The following is an 18,505-nucleotide window of genomic DNA, read 5'->3' as shown; positions in this document are numbered from 1 at the left end:
CCGTCAGACCCCCAGCGCGTTGGCGCACACCGCGAACACGGCGTCCAGTGCGATGACGCCCACGATGCCGGCGACCACGGCCCGGGTGGTGGCGAGGCCCACGCCGGCCGCATGGCGCGGGGCGTGCAAGCCGTGAAAGCAACCCGCCAGCGCCACCAGCACCCCGAACGCGACGGCCTTGCTGACGCCCAGCCCGAGGTGGCTGCCCTGAAGCACCATCAGGCTGCGGTCGAGGTAAGCCTGCGGGGCCAGCTGCAGCATGCCCCATCCCACCAGAAAGCCGCCGAAGAAGCCGGCTGCGCAACCGTAGGCGTACAGCATCGGCATCATGATGACGAGGGCGAGCACGCGGGGCACCACCAGGTGGTCCACCGGCTGAAGGCCGAGCACGCGCAACGCATCGATCTCTTCGTTGGCCTGCATGGTGGCCAGCTCGGACGCGAAGGCCGCGCCAGTGCGGCCGCACATCACCACGGCGGTGATGACGGCGCCCATCTCGCGCGCCACGGCGATCGCCACGAGGTCGGCCACGAAGATGCCTGCGCCGAACTTCACGAGCTGCACGGCGCCAACAAAAGCCAGGATGGCGCCCACCAGCACATTGACCACGAGGACGATGGGCAAGGCACGTGCGCTGCTGTCGGTCAGCACGCGGGCGAAGTCGGCGCGCCGGAACCGCCAGCGTGCGGGCAGCCCGTGTGCAATGGCCAGCAGAGCCTCGCCGAAGAAAGCCATGGGCGACAGCACGTTGTGCCGCCAGGCATCGCGCAGGGCCTGGGTCGTCATGGGCTCGCCTCGTCAGGCGGAGCCTTCATCAGGCTGGCGGGCACCACCAAGGCCAGTGGCCAGAGCGCAAAGGCCTCGGCCACGCGAAGGCGCCAGAGCCCCGAGCCATCTTCCGCCTGAACATGCTCAATGGGCAGGCGTTGACCGGTCAGCGCGTCGAGCCAGGCAGGCTCGCCGTGCACATCCAGGTGCGCGTCGGGCAGGGCAGGCCAGCTGACCGAGCCATCGCCCCACAGGGCCGGTTCAGCGCCCAGGCCGAGTCGTGTTGCCAGCACGATGCAGCGGGCGTGGCGCGCCTCGTCGTCCTGCCGCATGAAGGCGACCACCCGCTCAGCCACATCGCCCGTGGGATCGAGCGGCCGGTAGGCGCCTCGCTCGAACAGGCGCGCCTGGGCCTGTCGCAAGGCAAGCAACCGCCATGTCAAGGCCATCTTGATGTGGCCGCGTGCGGGGGCCTCGAGCCATTGGCGTGCCGTGCCGGGGTCGAGCGTGCCACCGGCGTAGGCGGCCTGGACGTCCTCGAGCAGGGCCTGCATCGCGGGGAAGTCCACCGGGCGACGGTTATCCGGGTCGACGAGGTTGAACTGCCAGGTCTCGCAACCCTGGTAGATGTCGGGCACGCCGGGCACCGTCATCTTGAGCAGCAACTGGTTGAGGCTGTTGACCACGCCCTGCTGTGCCACCGGCGTGACGAAGGCCTGCAGGTCTTTGAGGAACGGGTTGGGCTCGAGCGCGCCCAGCACGCGGTCGATGAAACGGGCCAGATCGCCTTCATGCTCGAGGTTGGGGTTGACCCAGCTGGTGTGGCATTTGGCTTCGCGCAGTGCCTTGAGCATGTAGGCCTGAACACGCTCGCGCAGGCCGTCCAGCACGGCCTGGTCTGGCGGCTCGAAGGGCCAGATGCCGACCAGGGTCTGGTACAGCAGGTACTCGTCCTGCGGGTCTACGCGCGCGTCGATGCGCTCGGCCAGCGCGCGGTTCATGGTCTGCCACCGGCCCAGCGCGGCCGCCCATTGGTCCGGCATCTCGGAGAGCACGTTGAGTCGCGCTCGCACGTCTTCCGAGCGCTTGCTGTCGTGTGTGGAGGTGGCCAGCATCGCGTGCGGCGTGTGTCGTACCCGAGCCAGGTTGGCTCCGTGGAAGGCCGCCACCGACATCCCGTAGCGCCGCGGGTCACCGCCCACCTCGTTGAGCGACAGCAGCCGGTGGTAGCGGTAGAAGGCGGTGTCCTCCATGGCCTTGGCCATGACGGGTGCGGTGAACTGCTGCCAGCGCCGCACAAAGGCCAGCATGGCGGCTCTGCGTGCGGGATCGGCCTCGTGCGGGGCCTGCATCAGCACGTCCTGCACGAAGTCGATGGCGCTTATCTCCGAGGCGGTGCTGTGTCGGCGGGCATCGGCACAGGCCCAGGCCACATGGCGCTCGTCGACGGCGCTGACGCCTGGTTCGCCGATGTACGTCCGGTAGACCGGGTGGCCGATGGCGACCTCGGTGAGCGCCTCGCGCAGGCGTTTGCGGGTGAAGTCGCAGGTGCGGCGGTCCATCACCGCCACGCGGTGGAGCGCCTCGGTCACGATCTGCAGGTCGCTCGCCAGCGAGGTGGCCATGATGAGCCGCTTGCTGTCGCGCAGGATGGCGTCGAAGTCGGGCATGGTCCGGATGAAGCTGGCATAGGCCGCGTTCATCTCGGCCTCACGTCGGCCGTCCACAAACAGGCCGTTGACCACGTTGGCGAAGCGATAACCGGTACCGCCGTGCACGGGCCAGTCTGCCGGGATGCGTTCGTGCTCGGCCAGAATCTTTTCGACCGCCACATACAGCGCGCGGGCAGGCTCGTCGCGGGCCACTTGCTGCGCGGCGTGGCGGGCCTGGAGCCGGCGGAAGTAGGCAGCCGGATCACTCAGTCCATCAGGATGGTCGATGCGCAGGCCGTCGATGCGGCCCTCGTCCAGCCAGGCGAAGACCTTGCGGTGCGTGGCCTCGAACACAGCTTCGTCTTCCATGCGCACGGCGGCCAGCGTGCTCACGTCGAAGAAGCGCCGGTAGTTGACGTCGTCGCCAGCCACGCGCCAGAAGGCCAGGCGGTAGGCCTGTCGCTGCAGCAGCGCATGCAGTGCGTCGAAACTGCTCGGGTCCCCCGGCCGGCCGTTGAGCACCTGCAGCGCGCCATCGACCCACAGCCGCACCCAATCGTGCGCGGCATGGTGGGTGGCCCACTGCTGCTTGAGCAGCCCCTTGTCGCGCTGCCGCCGTGCCCGTGAGGCCGGGTCGGCATCGTTGCGATCGGGCAACTGCGCAAACGCGTCCACCGCCGACTGAACGGCCGCCAGCGTGGCCTCGCTGCCGGCCGTGGGCACCGGCAAGGCAAGGGCGAGGATCGTCGGATAGTCCCGCGGATCGACCGGGAACCGGTGGGCGTAGTAGTGCACCGCGAACTCGCCGTGGTCAGGGTCGAACCGCACTTGCAGTTCGCCTGACTCGAGCACCTTTCCGTACTGGTCACCCAGCACGGGCAGCAGCACCCGGCCGTGCAGTTCGGGCTCGGGCGGCGCCCATTCGATGTCGAAGGCCGTGGCATGCACGGAAGCCGGCCCGCATTCCAGCACGTCGAGCCACCAGGGGTTGTCGGCCTCGAGCACGCCCATGTGGTTGGGCACGATGTCGAGCAGTTGCCCCATGCCGTGGCGGGCCAGCACGTCGCACAGCGCGGCATGCGCCTCTGCATCGCCCACTTCCGGATTCAGGGCCTGGTGGTCGGTGATGTCATAGCCGTGGGTGCTGCCGGCCCGCGCTTTCAGGTAGGGCGAGGCGTAGAGGTGCCCGATGCCCAGCCGTGCCAGGTAAGGCACCGCCTCACGGGCCTGCTCGAAGCGCATGCCGGCATGGAACTGCACCCGGTACGTGGCCCGGGGGATGCGAGCCGTGTCCAGCGAGGGAAGGGCGTCGAGTGCGTGGGCAGGAGAGTCGGGCCGGGGGCGGGCCGCACGCATGGCCTGGGCCACATCGCGCCACCGCGCATCCCGACGAAGGTCTTCGAGCGTGACCGGCAGCTTGACGCGCCAGTTGGGATGCTGCTCCTCCGTGGTGCTGGGCACGTTGACCTGCTCCAGCTGCTGCACGATGTCTTCCAGCTGCACGCCCGCCAGCATGGCCTGGCTGCGGCCCACCAGCGTGCACACGGCCTCGGTGAAGCGCGGGTCACCATCGTCGATGCCCGCCGGGTTGATGCTGCTGCCCTGCGGCCACAGGCCTTCGGCTTCGAGCAGCAGCAAGAGGGCCACGCGCTCATGGGCGCGGCCGATCACCTGCTGCCGGCGCTGATCATCGCTGGGGAAGAGGTTCAGGCGGGCGCGCGTCTCGATGTCGTCACCCCGCCACCAGGCGCGCAGCGGCGGCAGGTCATGCGTGCCGACCACGGCCAGGGCCTGCTTCTTCCACTCGCCGGGTGGACGAAACTGACCATCGTCCCGCCGCTCAAAGTAGAGCGGACAGTACGACAGCACGCCTGCTTCGCCCAGCTGCTCGCGAAATCCGTCGGGCACGGTGCCCAGGTCTTCGCCGACGACCAGACAGCGGTGCCGATGGCTCTCGAGCGCCAGCAGGCCGAGCAGGTCTTCGAGCGGGTAGCTCATGTAGGTGCCGGCGGCGGCGCCTTGTTCGGGCGGCACCCAGAAGAGGCGGCTCAGGGCCATCACATGGTCCAGCCGCAAGGCCCCGGCGTGCCGCATGACGGCGCGCAGCATCTCGATGATGGGCGCGTGACCGCGTGTCTTGAGCGCCTGCGGCACCATGGGCGGCAGGCCCCAGTCCTGGCCCGCGGGGTTGTACTCCTCGGGCGGTGCGCCGATGTGCACGCCCATGGCAAACAGGCTCGGGTCGCCCCAGGTTTCCGCACCGCCTTCGTTCACACCGACGGCCACATCAAGGTAGAGCCCCAGCGGCATGCCCCGTTGCCGCGCGTGGCGCGCAGCCTGCGCAAGCTGCGTGTCGGCCAGCCACTGCAGGTACAGGTGCCACTCGACCTCCACGCGGTGCTCGTCCGTCAGGGCGCGGGCCGTGGGGCCGTCGGCGTCCTGCCATTCGGGCGGCCACTGCATCCAGCCCCAGGCGTGCGGATCACGGCCGTGGGCCATGGACTGCAGCGTATCGAAGCGCGCCTGCAGCCACAGCGGCCGCCCACCGCGTTCGACAAAGGCCTTGAAGGCCCGACTGCGGGGCGTGTCACGCTCCAGGTGATGGCGACGGAAGTGCGCGTACAGCAGGCGCAGCACGCCCTGCTTGGCGGTCGCCACGCCGGCATGGTCGATGTGTGCGGCCTGACGCAAGGCGTGCAGCTTGCGCTGGAAGGCCGCGCTGCGCACCTGCAGCCGGGCCTGCTCGCAGGCTTCGAAATCGGGCACGGCCTCCACGTCGATGTAGAGCGTGTTGAGCGTGGCGCGGTGCGAGGGGCTGTAGGGGCTGGCCCGGTTCGGGTCGTGTGGAAACAGGGCATGCAACGGGCTGAGGCCAACGAAGCCGGCACCCTGCTCGGCAGCCTGGTCGATCAGCTGCCGCAGGTCGCCGAAGTCGCCCATGCCCCAGTTCCGTTCCGATCGCAGCGCATAGAGCTGCACCACCGGGCCCCACCACCGCTGGCCCTGGTCGAGGGATTCGGGGACAAAGGCACGCGGGGGGCACAGTACCAGCTCGGTTTCCAGCAAGATGGCACCGGCCGCGTCGTGCACGGACAGGCGGTGATAGCCCTCGGGCGGCCATTCGGGCCAGTGGATGGCCCCGTCCTGAACGGGCCCGGCCTGGTAGCCACCGTGCTCCAGTTGCAACTGCCAGGTGGTGGCCGCACGGCCTTGTTCACCGAGTTCGAGCACCGGCGTGCCCCGCCTGCGCCGTACGCACACGGGGGAGAGCGATTGCGCCTCGCGGGTCTGCCGGTGCTGTGCCAGGGTGGCGCGCAGGGCCGCCTCATCCCCGCCGTCGCAGCCCATCGCGCCCAGGAAGTGACGCAGTGCGGGCTCGCCCAGGGTGCGCTTGTGGCCCCAGTAGTCGGTGTACGTGGGCTGAAGGCCACACGCGTCGCCGAGTTCCATCAGCAGCGGCAAGGTCGGGTCCATGAGCGCGTTCTCCCTGTGTTCGTGTTTGTCAGTCAGCAGGCAGCCAGCGCCATCGCCCCGACCAGGGGCCGAGTTGCGCCGGGCTCACGTCACCCACGTCGAACAGAGGCGTGGCCCGCGCGATGTCGGCCGCATCGCCCTCGGGGGCAAGCAACAGCGGCTGCGCGGACAGGTTCGCCTGCATCTGCAACCACCTGGCCGGGACGCCGAAGGCGTTCTCGAACCGCCAGCGGATGTCGAGTGCACGGCCGTCGATCACCTCGCCAGAATGACCCGCTCGTGCCAGGCGGTGCAGTGTGGGGTGCAACGCGTCGTGCCGGACTGTGAGGAGCGCGCGATACCAGGCTCGCCATCGGCGTGCGGGCTCGGAGTCGGCCTCCAACCAGTCGAGCTGGCAGCGGCGCCAGGTGGCTTCGTCGCACGGATCGGGGATGCCCGCGCGGGCGGCTTCGTCGCGAAAGGCGCTGAAATGGGCGAACTCCCGGCGGCGCCCGGCCACGACCGCGTCACGCAACTCGCCCTGCCAGTCGGCAAAGTAGAGAAACGGCGTGCGGGCCCCGCGCTCCTCACCCATGAACAGCAGGGGCGGCGATGGGGACAGGATCAGCATGGCCACGGCCAGCCGCATCGGGGCCTCGTCCACCAGGGCATGCAGCCGCTCGCCATGCGCCCGGTTGCCGATCTGATCGTGGTTGAGCAGGAAGTTCACGGTGCACGACAGCGGCACGGCTTCGGTGGCGCGGCGCCGCGGGTTGTCGGCCTGTTGCGCCTCGTTGGCGAGATGCGGGGCCCCCACCATGGCAAAGCCCTGGCTCAACGACTGAGCCAGCATCGGCAGCGGCGCGCTGGCGTACTCGGCGTAATAGCCTTCCCGCTCGCCCGTGAGCCAGACATGCAGCGCGTGGTGGGCGTCGCCACTCCACTGGGCGTCGAAGCGCCCGGCGGTCCCGGCTGCCGCCAGCCGCCTTGAGTCGTTGTGATCGTTCTCCAGTACCAGGTGCACCTGTCGCCCGGCACAGGCTGCGCGCGCCCGAATCGAGATCGTTTCCATGATGTCCGGGCTGCTGTCGTCGAGGATGGCGTGCACCGCGTCGAACCGCAGACCGTCGAGTTGGTACTCTTCCAGCCAGTACAGCGCGTTGTGGAGGAAGAAGCCGCGCACTGCGGCCGACTCGGGCCCGTCGAAGTTCGGCCCGGCGCCCCACGGGGTCTGGTGTCGGTCCGTGAAGAACGCCGGTGCGTACAGCGACAGGTGGTTGCCCTGCGGGCCGAAGTGGTTGTAGACCACGTCCAGCATCACCATCAGGCCGAGGCGGTGCGCCGCCCGCACGAAGGCCTTGAGCTCGTCGGGTGATCCGTAGGGTGCATGCGGTGCGAACGGCAGCACGCCGTCATAGCCCCAGCCAAAGCGCCCCGGGAACGCGGCCAGTGGCATGAGCTGAATGCAGGTGATGCCGTCTTCGGCCAGATCTGCCAGATGCGCCTCGGCTGCGGCATAGGTGCCCTCGGGCGTGAAGGTGCCGACGTGCAGTTCGTACAGCACCGCCTCGCACCAGGGGCGGCCGCGCCAGTCCTCATCCCATCGAAAGCGCTGGGGGTCGACCACCTCGCTGGGGCCGTCCACGCCCTCCGGGTTCCAGCGTGAAGCCGGGTCCGGCACGCGGATGGGGCCGGCTGGCCCGTGCACCTGCCAGTGATACCGGGTGCCCGGTCCGGCGCCGGGCACGATGGCCTCCCGCCAACCCAGCGCGTCGGGCTGACAGGGAATGGCCTGCTCGCTGCCATCAGGCTGGTAGACCAGCAGATCGATCGGCAAGGGCGCAGGCGCCCAGAGACGGAAGGCCACGCCCCCCTGCGGCAGCAGCGTTGCCCCGTAAGGCATGTGGTGACAGGCGCGCTTCATGCTGTTTCCGAGTGGGATTGGGTCATCAGGACCAGAGAGCGGCCCGCCACGGGATAGCGCTCACCGGCGTGCCATTCGCGGCGGGGCGGTTCCCCCTCGGGGGCAGCGGTGTCGAGCACGACCGTCCAGGCATCGCTGCGATAAGCGGGGAGGGCAAAGCGCAGGCGGTCGTGGTAGGCGTTGACGATCATGAGCACGCTCTCGCACGGCTGCGGGCGGCCCTGCGCGTCGCGTTCGTCGGTCTGCTGACCGCACCAGATGGCGCATGCGCTGCGTGCCGCGGGGTTGTGCCATTCGTCGGCACTCATCTCGAGCCCGGCGGAGTTGAACCAGGTCAGGTCCTTGCGGCCGTCAGGGCCCGGCAGCCCGGTCAGGAAATCGGTGCGGCGCAAGGCCGGCAGGCTGCGCCGCAGTGCCGCGAGGCGGGCCACAAAGGCCTTGAGTGGGTGGTGCCGGGCTTCGGTCCAGTCCACCCAGCTCAGTTCGTTGTCCTGGCAGTAGGCGTTGTTGTTGCCTTGCTGGGTGCGCCCCAGTTCGTCACCGCCCAGCAGCAGGGGCGTGCCATGCGAAAGAAACAGCGTGGCCAGGAAGTTGCGTTGTTGCCGCGCGCGCAGGGCCAGCACTGCCTCATCGTGGGTCTCGCCCTCCACACCGCAGTTCCAGCTGAGGTTGTGGGATTCGCCATCGCGGTTGCCCTCGCCGTTGTCCTCGTTGTGCTTCTCGTTGTAGCTGACGAGGTCACGCAGGGTGAAGCCGTCGTGTACCGTCACCAGGTTGATGCTGTCGACCGGGCGGCGGCCATCGTGCTGATACAGGTCGGCCGAGCCGCTCAGCCGGCGGGCAAAAGCGGGCAGGGCGCCTTCATCGCCCCGCCAGTAGGCGCGCACGTCGTCCCGGTATCGCCCGTTCCATTCGGCCCAGCCGGTGGGAAAGCCGCCCACGCGGTAGCCACCGTGTCCGAGGTCCCAGGGCTCGGCGATCAGCTTGACCTGGCTGAGCACCGGGTCCTGGGCCACGGCCGCGAAGAAGCTGCTGCGGATGTCGTAGTCGGCCGTGCCGCCGCCGCGTGCCAGCGCCGTGGCCAGGTCGAACCGGAAGCCGTCGACATGCATCTGCGTCACCCAGTAACGCAGGCTGTCCATCACGAGGCGCAGGGCCATCGGGTGGTGCGTGTCCAGCGTATTGCCGGTGCCGGTGAAGTCGACGTGGTAGCGGCGGTCGTGGGCCAGACGGTAGTACGCGGCGTTGTCGATGCCCCGCAGCGAGAGCGTCGGGCCCAGATGGTTGCCTTCGGCCGTGTGGTTGTAGACGACGTCCAGCAGCACCTCGATGCCCGCGCGGTGCAGGCGCTTGACCATGTCCTTGAACTCGTTGACCTCGCCGGTGGCGCTGTAGCGCATCTCGGGCGCGAAAAAGCCCAGCGTGTTGTAGCCCCAGAAATTGCGCTTGCCCATGGCCGTGAGCCGGTGGTCGTCCACGAAGGCATGCACCGGCAGCAGCTCGACGGCCGTCACCCCCAGCGACTTCAGGTGCGCGATGACCGGCTCGGTCGCCAGGCCGGCGTACGTGCCCCGCAAGGCGGGCGGCACGTCCGGATGGCGCTGCGTGTAGCCCTTCACGTGCAGTTCGCAGATCACTGTGTCGCGCCACGGCGTGTGCAGCAGGGTGTCGCCCTCCCAGTCGTAGGCCTCGTCGATGACTTCGCACTTGGGCATCACGCCGGCGCTGTCTTCGTTGTTGAACGAGAGATCGCCGTCGTCGTCTTCGAGGTCGTAGGCGTAATGGGCTTGCGACCAGGGCAGCGCACCCCGAAGAACGCGCGCATACGGGTCGATGAGCAGCTTGGCGGCGTTGTTGCGCGAGCCCTGCTCGGGCGCATAAGGGCCGTGCACGCGCCACCCGTACAGCGTGCCCGGCCCGGCCTCGGGCAGGTAGCCGTGCCAGATGTGACCGGTGCGGTGGGCGAGCGGCCAGGTGATCCGCGCGGTCGCGTCTTCCGGCGCGTCGAACACGCACAGGTCCACCCGCTCTGCCGCGCTGCTGAACAACGCGAAGTTGATGCCATTGCCGTCCCAGGTGGCACCCAGCGGCCAGGGGCGCCCCACGCGCAAGGTCCCGCCACTCATGACAGCCCGCCGCCGTCCAGTGCCCTTCGCGCCATCAGGAACGCGGCGGCATTCCAGCTCTGGCCGGGCATGCCGCAGGGTGCGAGCGTGCGGCCGTGGAACCACTCCGTGAACCGCCAGTTGTCGAGGCTCAGCACATGAGCGAGCTTCACCAGCTCCGTCCGCGCCAGATCCGTCTGGCCCTGTCCAATCAGGGCGAGCAGGAAGAAGCCGCCGATGAAGGGCCAGATGCCGCCGTTGTGATACTGGTCCGGATGGTTCTGCTGGTGGCGCGCCATGTAGGCCCGCCAGAGGTCGTGATCCCGCGTGATCGGCGTCGTCACCGAACGGGCCAGATAAGGCTCGTGCACACCGGCGTTGATCAGCGTCTTCATGACGTCGCGCCCGGCCGCATCCTCACGCAGGGCATACAGAACGGCAAGCACGTTGCCGAACACATCGCCCTCATCGCCCACGAATGACAGGTTGACGAAGCTGAGGTACAGGCCCTTGTTGCGCTGCCCGCGCCGGGCGTAATGCTGCAGCAGCCGCCCCCGGCGGTATTCGGGCAGGTCGCTCTGATAGGGATGGAAGAGGTGGTTGAAGTGGTAATGCGTCTCGTCGAGCTTGGGCAGATCGAAGAGGTCCTTCACCCGGTGCCACAAGGCGTTGGTGTAGAGCACGAAGCCCGAGCGGGGCATGATGTCGGCCCAGTCGCTGGCCTCGTTCTGTTGCAGCAGGAAGAAGCGCTGGTGCTCTTGTGCCTGCAGCCAGGTGATGGCCCGGTCGATGTGCCCGCGCCAGCGGCCGAAGACGCCGGGCATGTTCGAGTGGCGCTGGACATGCGCCACGGCAATGAGCCACCACAGCGTCGCGTCCACACAGCCGAGGTACCAGAAGTCGGCGTCGTGGCCCAGCGGGTCGACGTACTTCGGGATCTGGCCGTTCTGCGCCTGCGCCCGCGCCAGCGAATCCAGGCTGTCGACCGCGCCCTGTTCCAGCGCGGGCACGCCGCTGCCCGCCATGGCGAGCACGCAGATGGCTGCATCACGCCCGAACACGCGCGTGTAGCTCCGGCTTTCGGCCGCCTTGGTGCGGCTCGCGGCCAGGATGCCGGACGGTGTCAGGTTGTCCTTCAACAGGTTGATCGACGCCCGGGTGCAGGCTTCGATCAGCTCGTCGGCTTCGGCACCGGTCGGCGGCAGCGAAGCCGGTGCCACGGCGGGATCGGCAGCAGTGCTCACATGGCCTCCCGGCCCAGCAGCTGCAGCAGCCCTGCCAGGGGAATCGCCACCCAGTCCGGACGGCTGTGTAACTCGTAGCGCAGCTCGTACAGCGCTTTCTCCAGCTCGCACAGCGTGAGCAGGGCCGCATCGTGGCCCGCCAGCCTGGCCACGAACGGTGCGCCCTCGTTCACATCGGCCGGCTCAGGCGCCTCCGGCTGGGTGTAGCCGGCCAGGAAAGCCTCGCGCGCCTGCTGCTCCCACGCTTCGGCAACCGGCCCCAGCAAGGCTTGCTCCTCGGCCGAGTGCACGGCCGAGCGCAGTGCGCCCAGGCGGGCATAGCTGAATGACCGCAGCATGCCGGCCACATCCAGCCAGGGTGGCTGCTTGGCGCGTCGCTCCTCGATGGGCCGAGCCGGCTCTCCTTCGAAGTCGATGATGACGAAGTCGTTGGCGGTCACGAGCACCTGGCCCAGGTGATAGTCGCCATGACAGCGGATGCGCTGGGCACCAGGCGGCACGCTCAAGGGCCGCTCGATCAGGCCGATGAGGGCATCGCGCCCGGCCAGCACCGCGGCAGCGGCATCACGCACCTCGGCAGGCAGGTCACCCTGTCGGTCGGACAACAGGTCGAGGCTGCGCGCCACATCGGCCCGCACACGGGCCTGGATGGCGGCCACGTCGGTGGCCGTCAGGGGCTCCGGTTCGAACAAGGGATCACCCGATGGTGTGGCGAACGCGGTGTGCAGCTCGGCCGTGCGACGGCCCAGCGTGCGGATCAGGTCGAGGAAGGCCGCGTGCACATCCTGTGCCTCTGCCTCGACCATGGACCGCGCGCGCTCCAGATGCCGCTCGAGGTAGCCGGCCGTGTAGGCCCAGCCGTCGCCCTGGTTGGCCACGTAGCCTTGCAGGATGGCCAACGGGCGTTCCGTGCCGTCGGGCGACTCGTGCGTGAGCAGGCCGGCGACGGGCACGATGTGCGCAAAGCGGGCCACCTCGGTGAGAAATCGGCCCACCTCGTACTCCAGGCTGGGACCCGGGCGGACGGCCCGATAGCCCTTGAGGAACAGCGTCTCGTCCATCGTGACAACGGTGTTGCTGCTCTGGCCGAGTGGCTTGCTGACGGGCAGGCTGTCGAGCTGATCGCCCAGCAGGGTCTCGTAGACCGCGCTGGCTTCGAAGCGCAGGGTGCCACCCGAGGTGGGCAGGCTCACCCCCTGACCCATGGCCCGCACCACCGCACGGCAGAACGCGGCATCCGAAAACGCATCGGCCATCACGCCGACCTGGGCATGCTGCCGCGTGCGGGCCAGCGCCGTCATGGCCAGGGCCCGCGTGCGTTCTTCATCCCTTTCTTCCCAAGCTTTTGCCAGGGGCATGAAGTAGCTCACCCCATCGCCGGCCCCCTCCACGTCCACCAGTGTGATCAGCCAGCTCAGCGTGCCGTCCGTCCACATCACATGGTCACGCAGCGAGGCCCGCTCGATGGCCTGGCCCTTGGCCGCATACCAGCGCTGGGTCTCGATGTGGCGGGGCAGCACCTGCTCCTCCAGTTGCGCCCGGGTCTTGACCGCCAGCCCCGACCGCCACGGCACCACCATCTCGGGAAAGAAGCTCCGCCAGCTGTCAAAGAGAACCAGCACCGGCACGTCTTCCATCGGCACGTGCTCCTCGTGCCAGCTCGGGGCGCCGGCGTCCTTGTCGAGCCGGAACCAGTAGAAGCCGTGTGCCGCAATGGTCAGCAGGTAGGGCAGCTCGCCGATCGGTGGAAACAGCGTGCGGCCCAGCAGTTCGACCGGCACCCGCCCCTTGTAGCGCGAAAGGTTGAGCTCCACCGGTTGCGCCGAGCGCGCGAGGTTCGCCACGCACAGAATGGTGTCGTCCTCGTACTCGCGCAGGTAAGCCAGGATCTTCGGGTTGCCCGGCTTGAGGAAGGTCAGCGTGCCGCGACCGAACGCGTGACTGCTCTTGCGCACGGCCAGCATGCGCCGCATCCAGTTGAGCAGCGAGGAAGGGTCGCGCAGTTGTGCTTCCACGTTGACCGCCTGGTAGCCATAGACCGCGTCCATGATGGGCGGCAGGTACAGCTTCTGCGGATCCGCGCGTGAGAACCCGGCGTTGCGATCCGGGCTCCACTGCATCGGCGTGCGCACGCCATTGCGGTCGCCGAGGTAGACGTTGTCGCCCATGCCGATCTCATCGCCGTAGTAGATGATGGGCGAGCCGGGCATCGACAGCAGCAGGCTGTTCATCAGCTTGATGGTGTCGATGTTGTTTTCCATCAGCGGCGCGAGTCGCCGCCGGATGCCGAGGTTGATGCGTGCACGCGGGTCGGCCGCGTACGTGTTGTACATGTAGTCGCGCTCCTTGCTGGTCACCATCTCGAGCGTCAGCTCATCGTGGTTGCGCAGGAAGATCGCCCACTGGCAGGTATCCGGAATCGAAGGCGTCTGGCGCATGATCTCGACCACCGGGAAGCGGTTTTCCTGTGCGATGGCCATGTACATGCGTGGCATCAGCGGGAAGTGGTAGGCCGCGTGGCACTCGTCGCCTTCGCCGAAGTAGTCGCGCACGTCCTCGGGCCACTGGTTCGCTTCGGCCAGCAGGAAGCGGTTCTCGTAGTTCGCGTCGATGGCCGCCCGCAACTGCTTGATGATGGCGTGAGTCTCCGGCAGGTTCTCGTTGTTGGTTCCCTCTCGCTCGATCAGGTAGGGAATGGCATCGAGCCGGAAGCCATCCACGCCCATGTCGAGCCAGAAGCGCATCACCTTGAACACGGCCTCCAGCACGGCCGGGTTGTCGAAGTTCAGGTCGGGCTGGTGGCTGAAGAAACGGTGCCAGTAGTAGGCCTTGGCCAACGGATCCCACGTCCAGTTGGACGTTTCCGTGTCGGTAAAGATGATGCGCGTTTCGGGGTAGCGCGTGTCGGTATCGCTCCACACATAGAAGTCGCGCTCAGGTGAGCCAGGCGGCGCGCGGCGGGCCGCCTGGAACCACGGGTGCTGGTCGGACGTGTGGTTGATCACCAGCTCGGTGATCAGCTTGAGATCTCGCTTGTGGACTTCATCCAGCATGCGCTTGAAGTCGTCCAGCGTGCCATAGCAGGGATGGATCTCTTCGTAGCCCGAGATGTCGTAGCCGTCGTCGCGCAGGGGCGAGGGGTAGAACGGCATCACCCAGATGGCGTTGACGCCCAGGTCCTTGATGTAGTCGAGCCGGGCTGTCACACCGTTGAAATCGCCGATGCCGTTTTCATCGGCATCGAAGAACGCCTTCACGTTGAGCTGGTAGATGACCGCGTCCTTGTACCAGAGTGCCTGGTCGTCACGCGGCACGGTGGCGCCCTGGGCGGCTTCTTCGAGTTGCGGGATGTCGGGCGAGAGCATGTTCATGGCTCCACAACGTGCTGATCTGACAGGGCAGGAGGCATGCCTGCCGCTGCAGCCCCGGGGCGCTGCACGACCAGCGCATGTGCGGGGGTAACCGAAGGGTCGAGGATCACGAAGTTGTGCGCTCCCTGCCAGGTGAAGCGTTGCTCGGTGAGCGCGTCATGCAGCTCGTACGGTGCATCGGTGGGCAGTCCCAGCGCGCCCAGGTCCAGCGTCACCCAGCCCGACTGGGCGTACTGCGGATCCAGGTTGAGCACCACGATCAGCGTGTCTTCGCCTTCGCGGGCCTGCCGCGACCACACCAGCAGCTGTGGGTTGTCGGTGTCGTGAAACCGCAATCGGTCCATCGACTGCAGGGCCACATGGGCGCGTCGCAGCCGGTTGAGCCGCGCAATCAACCCGGCCACGCTGTCCGGGCGGTCCACCGTCCACGTCTCGCCCCAGTGCCGAAGCTGATACTTCTCGGAGTCGAGGTATTCCTCGCTGCCCGGGCTACGGGGGCGGTTCTCCAGCAGCTCGTAGACTGGCCCATACAGACCGTAGCTGGGGCAGAGCAGGGCCGCCAGCACCACGCGCAGCGCGAACACGGGGCGCCCCTGGTGGTGAAACTGCTCGTGGAAGATGTCCGGCGTGTTGGGCCACACATTGGGCCGGAAGTAGTGCCGCCCGGGCCCTTCGGCCAGCTCAGTGAAGTAGGCCCGCAGCTCCTCGCCTGTCTGTCGCCACGTGAAGTAGGTGTAGGACTGCGTGAAGCCGAGCTTGGCCAGCCGGTGCATGACCTTGGGGCGCGTGAAGGCTTCCGACAGGAAGATCACGTCCGGGTGCTGCGCCTTGATCTGCGCGATCGCCCATTCCCAGAACGCAAAGGGCTTGGTGTGTGGGTTGTCGACACGGAAGACGCGCACGCCCAGCGCGATCCAGAAGTCGAAGACGCTGCGCAGTTCCTGCCACAGCGCCGGCCAGTCGCTGGATTCGAACTCGAACGGATAGATGTCCTGGTATTTCTTGGGCGGGTTCTCGGCGTACTGCACCGTGCCGTCCGGACGCCAGCGGAACCACTCCCGATGCTCGTTCACATAGGGATGGTCGGGCGCGCACTGGAAGGCAATGTCGAGCGCGATCTCGATGCCGTATTCGGCCGCACGCGTCACCAGGTCGGCCAGATCGGCGGCGGTGCCCAGTTCCGGATGCACGGCCTTGTGACCGCCTTCGCTGGCACCGATGGCCCATGGGCTGCCCACATCCCCCGGCTCCGCCACCTCGGCGTTGTTGCGGCCCTTGCGGCGTTCACGGCCGATGGGATGGATGGGTGGCAGGTACAGCACGTCGAACCCCATCTCGGCCAGATAGGGCAGGCGGGCCACCACGTCGGTGAGCCGGCCATGCACGCCGGGCTGGGTACCCGCCGAGCGGGGAAAGAGTTCATACCAGGCGCTGAACCGGGCCCGCAGGCGATCCGCCACCAGCGGCAGCGTCTGCGGCCACACCGTTTGCAGACGCCGATCCGGGTAGCGCAACGCGCGGGCGGCAATGGCCTCGTCCAGCGCAATGGCCTGGATGGCGTTCACCTCGACCGCCTCGTCGGTGGCGTGCCAGCGCCACTGCCGTGCGGCCTCGCTCAGGTGCTCACGGTCTTCACCGGCGGCGCGGCTGGCAGCGTCGTCGAGCAGGTCGGCGCCGATGCGCATGGCCAGCCGGATGTCGGCCTCGCCCTGGCGGCGCTTCATTTCGCCGCGCCAGGATTGAAAGCGGTCCACCCACGCCACCACCGTGTAGCCATAGCGACCGGGTACGGGCGGCGTGAAGGCCGCGCGCCACTCGTCGTTGCCAAGCGGGTGCATCTCGACGTCCTGCGCGTCGCCGGCTTCGGCATGCCACCGCAGCACGGCGCGCGCGGCATCATGCCCATCGGTGAACACGTGCGCCGTCACCTCGAAGGGCTCACCGGCAATGCACTTGACCGCAAAGCGGCCCGCATCCACATGCGGCAGCACCGCATCGATCACCGCGCGGGCGCGGCCTTCATGGGGCGCCCCGACCAGTTGCGGCGGTGGCGTTCTCGGTTCAGTATTGGCCTTGCGCGGCATGCGCCTCCCCTTTGAGCACGACGGCGGCGAGCGGTGGCAGAGTCAGGGGCACCGACCAGGGGCGCCCGTGGCTCGGCTGGTTGATGGCCATCACGCCACCCAGGTTGCCCCAGCCCGATCCACCGTAATCGGTCGCGTCGCTGTTGAAAATTTCCTGCCAGTGGCCCGGCGCGGGCACCCCCAGCGTGTAGCCCTGCTGGGGCACGGGCGTGAGGTTGCACACCACCAGCAGGCTGCCGGCGCCACCCCGCGGCTTGCGCAGAAAGGCGATCACGTTGTTGACCACATCGTGGCTCTCGACCCACTCGAACCCCTCGGGGCCGAAGTCGATTTCGTACAGTGCCGGCTCGCGCCGCAGCAGGGCGTTGAGCTGTTGCACCAGGCGCATCACGCCCTGATGCGGCGCCTGGGCCAGCAGGTGCCACTCCAGTTCACCCTCGTGCGTCCATTCGCGCTGCTGCGCAAACTCGCCGCCCATGAACAGCAGCTTCTTGCCCGGGTGCGTCCACATCATCGACAGCAGCAGGCGCAGGTTGGCCATCTTCTGCCAGGGGTCGCCGGGCATCTTGCCGATCAGCGAGCCCTTGCCGTACACCACCTCATCGTGCGACAGCGGCAGCACAAAGTTCTCGTTGAAGGCATAGACCAGCGAGAAGGTGAGGCGGCCCAGGTGATGCCGCCGGTACAGCGGGTCTTCCTTCATGAATGCCAGCGTGTCGTGCATCCAGCCCATGTTCCACTTCATGCCGAAGCCCAGGCCGCCCATGCTGGTCGGGCGCGACACCATGGGCCAGGCGGTCGACTCCTCGGCCACCGAGAACGCATCCGGGTGGGCGCGGTACAGGGCCTCGTTGAGTCGCCGCAGAAAGGTGATCGCTTCCAGGTTCTCCTTGCCACCATGCTGGTTCGGCACCCACTGGCCGTGCTGCCGGGCGTAGTCCAGATAGAGCATGGATGCGACCGCGTCGACCCGCAGGCCATCGATGTGATAGCGATCCAGCCAGAACAGCGCCGACGAGATCAGGAAGCTGCTGACCTCGCCGCGCCCGTAGTTGAAGATGCTGGAATGCCACTCGGGATGGAAGCCCTGACGCGGGTCGGCGTGTTCGTAGAGGTGGGTGCCATCGAAGTAATGCAGGCCGTGGGCGTCGGTCGGAAAGTGCGAAGGCACCCAGTCGAGGATCACGCCGATGTCGTTCTGGTGCAGATGGTCGACGAAGGCCATGAAGTCTTCGGGCGTGCCGTAGCGGGCGGTGGGGGCGAAGTACCCGGTGGTCTGGTAGCCCCAGGAGCCGTAGAAGGGGTGCTCCGTGACGGGCATCAACTCCACGTGCGTGAAGCCCAGCTCCTTCACATACGCCGCCAGCTCTTTCGCGAGCGCCCGCCAGCCCATCGGCCGGCCATCGGGGCGCCGCCACGAGCCCACGTGCACCTCGTAGACCGACATGGGCGCGGACAGGCCGTTGCGCTCGGCGCGGCGCGCCATCCAGGCCTGGTCCCCCCACGCGTAATGGCTGCTCCAGATCCGTGAGCCGGTCGCGGGTGGCGCCTCGGCATAGAAGGCCACGGGGTCGGCCTTCACCAGCTCCTGGTGGTGTTGCAGGCTGCAGAGGTGGTACTTGTAGATGTGCCCCTGCCGCGCCTGCGGAATCACGCCATGCCAGATGCCGCTGCCGCGCTCACACGGGCTCAGCGGATGAGCGTGTGGATCCCAGCCGTTCCAGTCGCCCATGACCGTGACCCGCTCGGCATTGGGTGCCCACACCGCGAACCGGGTGCCGCCTTCGGGGCCTTCGTTGGGATGGGCTCCCAGGATGTCGTACAGCCGGGCATGCGTGCCTTCGTGCAGCAGATGGATGTCGAGGTCACTGAGCATGGGCCGAGCCGGAAGATGGCGGTATCGC

General features: G+C 68.1%; 8 protein-coding genes. All 8 read right to left on the bottom strand.

Annotated features, from left to right (window positions below):
* Positions 1–3: 3 nt before the first annotated feature.
* Genes DEH84_RS09190 through glgB form a run of 8 tightly spaced genes read right to left on the bottom strand, consistent with a single transcriptional unit; the run spans position 4 to position 18,477 of the window.
* Entirely contained in the window at positions 4–786 is a 783-nt protein-coding gene (locus tag DEH84_RS09190) for an MlaE family ABC transporter permease (RefSeq protein WP_109036587.1), read from the bottom strand.
* A complete protein-coding gene (locus DEH84_RS09185; protein WP_109036586.1) occupies positions 783–5,894 on the bottom strand; it encodes a malto-oligosyltrehalose synthase in 5,112 nt (1,703 codons plus the stop codon). Before DEH84_RS09185 ends, DEH84_RS09190 begins: the two co-directional genes overlap by 4 nt.
* 28 nt (positions 5,895–5,922) lie before the next feature.
* Positions 5,923–7,797 carry a malto-oligosyltrehalose trehalohydrolase gene (treZ, locus tag DEH84_RS09180; RefSeq protein WP_218929721.1) on the bottom strand — a complete coding sequence of 625 codons (1,875 nt, stop codon included), beginning with the start codon at positions 7,795–7,797 and terminating at the stop codon, positions 5,923–5,925.
* Positions 7,794–9,923, bottom strand: a complete 2,130-nt coding sequence (gene glgX, locus DEH84_RS09175) for a glycogen debranching protein GlgX (RefSeq protein ID WP_109036584.1) — start codon at positions 9,921–9,923, stop codon at positions 7,794–7,796. Before glgX ends, treZ begins: the two co-directional genes overlap by 4 nt.
* Complete coding sequence (locus tag DEH84_RS09170) at positions 9,920–11,122, bottom strand: glycoside hydrolase 100 family protein (protein WP_425429008.1); 1,203 nt, start codon at positions 11,120–11,122, stop codon at positions 9,920–9,922. Before DEH84_RS09170 ends, glgX begins: the two co-directional genes overlap by 4 nt.
* A 20-nt stretch (positions 11,123–11,142) precedes the next feature.
* Positions 11,143–14,517 carry a maltose alpha-D-glucosyltransferase gene (treS, locus tag DEH84_RS09165; RefSeq protein WP_109036583.1) on the bottom strand — a complete coding sequence of 1,125 codons (3,375 nt, stop codon included), beginning with the start codon at positions 14,515–14,517 and terminating at the stop codon, positions 11,143–11,145.
* Positions 14,514–16,601: an alpha-1,4-glucan--maltose-1-phosphate maltosyltransferase gene (locus DEH84_RS09160; protein WP_109036582.1), complete on the bottom strand. Its 2,088-nt coding sequence runs from the start codon at positions 16,599–16,601 to the stop codon at positions 14,514–14,516. Before DEH84_RS09160 ends, treS begins: the two co-directional genes overlap by 4 nt.
* Complete coding sequence (gene glgB / locus DEH84_RS09155) at positions 16,579–18,477, bottom strand: 1,4-alpha-glucan branching protein GlgB (protein WP_109036581.1); 1,899 nt, start codon at positions 18,475–18,477, stop codon at positions 16,579–16,581. Before glgB ends, DEH84_RS09160 begins: the two co-directional genes overlap by 23 nt.
* Positions 18,478–18,505 lie beyond the last annotated feature (28 nt).

It is taken from the genome of Aquabacterium olei, from assembly GCF_003100395.1.
GTDB lineage: Bacteria > Pseudomonadota > Gammaproteobacteria > Burkholderiales > Burkholderiaceae_C > Aquabacterium > Aquabacterium olei.
This window is presented reverse-complemented; position numbering and strand designations above follow the sequence as displayed.

What these genes read in the sequence shown, in the direction of transcription:
- DEH84_RS09160 (WP_109036582.1), bottom strand. Translation starts at nt 16,601, where the DNA reads ATGCCGCGCAAGGCCAATACTGAACCGAGAACGCCACCGCCGCAACTG.
- treZ (WP_218929721.1), bottom strand. Translation starts at nt 7,797, where the DNA reads ATGAAGCGCGCCTGTCACCACATGCCTTACGGGGCAACGCTGCTGCCG.
- glgB (WP_109036581.1), bottom strand. Translation starts at nt 18,477, where the DNA reads ATGCTCAGTGACCTCGACATCCATCTGCTGCACGAAGGCACGCATGCC.
- DEH84_RS09185 (WP_109036586.1), bottom strand. Translation starts at nt 5,894, where the DNA reads ATGGACCCGACCTTGCCGCTGCTGATGGAACTCGGCGACGCGTGTGGC.
- treS (WP_109036583.1), bottom strand. Translation starts at nt 14,517, where the DNA reads ATGAACATGCTCTCGCCCGACATCCCGCAACTCGAAGAAGCCGCCCAG.
- DEH84_RS09190 (WP_109036587.1), bottom strand. Translation starts at nt 786, where the DNA reads ATGACGACCCAGGCCCTGCGCGATGCCTGGCGGCACAACGTGCTGTCG.
- glgX (WP_109036584.1), bottom strand. Translation starts at nt 9,923, where the DNA reads ATGAGTGGCGGGACCTTGCGCGTGGGGCGCCCCTGGCCGCTGGGTGCC.